Origin of the sequence: Staphylococcus sp. GDY8P196P (assembly GCF_017891705.1) — a bacterium.
GTDB classification, from domain to species: domain Bacteria; phylum Bacillota; class Bacilli; order Staphylococcales; family Staphylococcaceae; genus Staphylococcus; species Staphylococcus ureilyticus.
Map to the genome: position 1 here is coordinate 1,363 of NZ_JAESJS010000033.1, position 3,065 is coordinate 4,427.

Below are 3,065 nucleotides of genomic sequence, written 5' to 3' on the forward strand. Positions count from 1 at the left end.
CCATTTAAAAGTCTCAAACGTATTTTTCCTTCTTTTGTTGTTAATTTAGGATCTACTTTCCCATTCACAAGGACTGTATCACCTTGAGTACCATCTTCATCTTTCGTTTTTGTATAATTTAATTTTTTAGATACAAATGTTTTATCTTGGATTATTATAGGCAAATCATTTTTCCCATAATTGCTAGGATAATTATTCTTTTTGTCATCCTCTATATATAATAACCCTGATAAACCATTATAAACTTGTTTAGCTGTATTTGGGGAGGGATGGGGATGATACCATAATGTAGAAGCCTCTTGTTTAACCTCAAATTTTATTGTTTTTTCTTTTCCTGGTTTTATAACTTGAGAAGGGCCTCCATCCACTTTTCCATCTATTTCTAACCCATGCCAATGAAATGTTGTATTTTCATCTAAGTTGTTGACTAACTTAATTTTAACCTTATCTCCTTTTTTTAATTTTAAAGTTGGCCCAAGTAAATTTCCATTGTATCCTAAAGTGTTAGAGAAATTACCTTTGTAAAATTCTGTCTTTCCTTTCTGCGCTTTTAATGTATAACTTTTATAACCATTGTTATCTTTTTTAGGCTCTAAAACTTTGGGAAATGTTATTTCATTTTTTCCTTGTGAAGAATTAAGTTTTTTTCTTTCATCATTTCCTCCCATATCCATTTCATCATTTCCTCCCATATCCATTTCATCATTTCCTCCCATATCCATTTCATCATTTCCTCCCATATCCATTTCATCATTCTGTTTTTGTTTGTCTTCTGTCATATTCATGTTCTGCTTACTTTCTGCTAATATATCATTAGATAATATAAGTAACATGGAAAACAAAGCAGCAAGAACTGTAAATATTTTTTTTTTATCCATTTTACACCTCTTTTATTTTAATTTTAAAGTAAAGGCATTAATTGCAACGATAATTGTACTTAAAGACATTAAAATAGCACCTATTGCAGGTGATAAAATCAAGCCAATAAATGCTAAAATACCAGCTGCTAAAGGTACAGCAACAATATTATAACCTGCACCCCACCATAAGTTTTGCACCATTTTTCTCATAGTATTATTTGAAAGGGTCAAGAAATGAATGATATCTGATGGATTACTTTTAACAAGTATGATATCACCTGAATCCACTGCAACATCTGTGCCTGCACCAATTGCTATACCAATATCGGCTCTTATAAGACTCGGCGCATCGTTGATACCGTCTCCGACCATCATGACTTTATTACCGTCACTTTGATAATCTTTTATAATGCTTTCCTTATCTTCTGGCATGAGTTGTGCGTGGACATCACTAATACCTAATTCTTTTGCGACAGCGTGTGCCACTTCATTATTGTCACCTGTAAGCATGACTGGTGTAATATTTCTTGATAGTAAATCAGCTACCATTTGTTTTGAGCTTTCTTTAATTTGATCTCCTTGAGCAATCATGCCAATGACTTGTTGATCCTCAATTAAATAGCTGATTGAATTACCTTGTTGAGCTAATTTAGTAAACAAGTCATCGTCATAATTAAGTTTATGTTTATCAAGATAAGAGACATTTGTTATTTTATATGTTTTATTATCAATTAGACCTTCTAATCCGACACCTGGAATATTATTAACGTCTTGTGGATTAGTAAATGAAACATTTTTACTTTTCGCAAAATCAACAATACTTATAGCTAATGGGTGATTAGATTGACTTTCTAATGAGGCGAAAAGGCTTAATATTGTATCATTACTCAAATCATTTTTAAAGCTCTCATAATGATTCACAGAAAAGTTACCCTCAGTTAAAGTACCAGTTTTATCCATCATTACATAATCGATATGTTGAGCTATTTCTACAGACTCTCTATTTTTAATAATTAAACCATTATGTGCACCAATTGAAGTAGAACGTGCAGTGACTAAAGGTATTGCCAAGCCTAAAGCATGTGGACAAGCAATGACTAACACAGTTACAAGACGTTCTAATGCAAAATCAACATCATTTTGAATGAGCATCCAGACAATAAAAGAAATCACGCCAACACTTACAGCAAAGTAGAATAAATAACCCGCTACTTTATCAGATAACAATTCAGCACTAGATTTATCACTTTGTGCTTGATTAACAAGTCCCATAACTTGAGAAAGATATCCATCTTCTCCCACAGCTGTAACCTTGACTTGTATTGTTCCAGACCCATTAATAGAACCCCCGATGACGTTGTCATTTTGATTTTTTTGTACTTTTTTAGATTCTCCAGTGACTAGGGATTCATCTATAGATGTTTGTCCTTGAACGATAATACCATCTGTTGGAATGCTTTCTCCGGCTTTTACTTCGACGATATCATCAGTCATGATGTCTGATATTTTAACTTCTTCGCGTTGGCCATTATCCATAACTTTAATAGCACTATTAGGTAACAGTTCTGCCATTTTCTTTAAAGCATCTCCAGCATTTCCGACAGCATTCATTTCTATCCAATGTCCTAATAGCATAATTAAAATTAAGGTTGCTAATTCCCAAAAAAAGTCCATTGTATGACCAGTTGCACTACTAAAGTTATTCATATAAAAGGCGTATAAACTATAAATATAAGCTACTGAAATACCTAGAGCAACAAGCGTCATCATTCCAGGTTTTTTAGTTGAAATTTCATCTTTAGCCCCTGATAAAAATGGCTTTCCTCCGTAAAAGAATAGAATTGTAGCAAGAATTAATACAATCCAATCTGACCCTGTAAATGAAATTTGAAACGGTAATTTAACTCCCATCATGGGCGATAAAATAATAATCGGTATCGCAAAAATCAAAGAAATAAAGAATTTACTTTTAAAATTTCCATGATGGTGATGTTCATGATTACCATGACTAGTGTGATTTTCATGTTCTTGATGACTATGATGCTCATGATTTTGGCGTTTTTTGTTATTCGACAAAATTAAACCTCCTAATTTTATATTTTTAAAGATAGTAACAAGACAATTTGAGTATAACATATACGGTATATGGGTATATACCATTTGACTTTTTTATTTTGTAGTGTACAGAAAATAACCATTTTCTGT

The 3,065-nt window shown here is 32.2% G+C and carries 2 protein-coding genes; both read right to left on the reverse strand.

Going from position 1 to position 3,065, the window contains the following annotated elements; genetic code table 11:
- On the reverse strand, positions 1-878 hold an 878-nt coding region (locus KA814_RS13400), incomplete at its 3' end, for a multicopper oxidase domain-containing protein (RefSeq protein WP_245335678.1).
- A 12-nt stretch (positions 879-890) separates the two neighbouring features.
- Positions 891-2,936: a heavy metal translocating P-type ATPase gene (locus KA814_RS13405; RefSeq protein WP_210122800.1), complete on the reverse strand. Its 2,046-nt coding sequence runs from the start codon at positions 2,934-2,936 to the stop codon at positions 891-893.
- Positions 2,937-3,065: the final 129 nt, after the last annotated feature.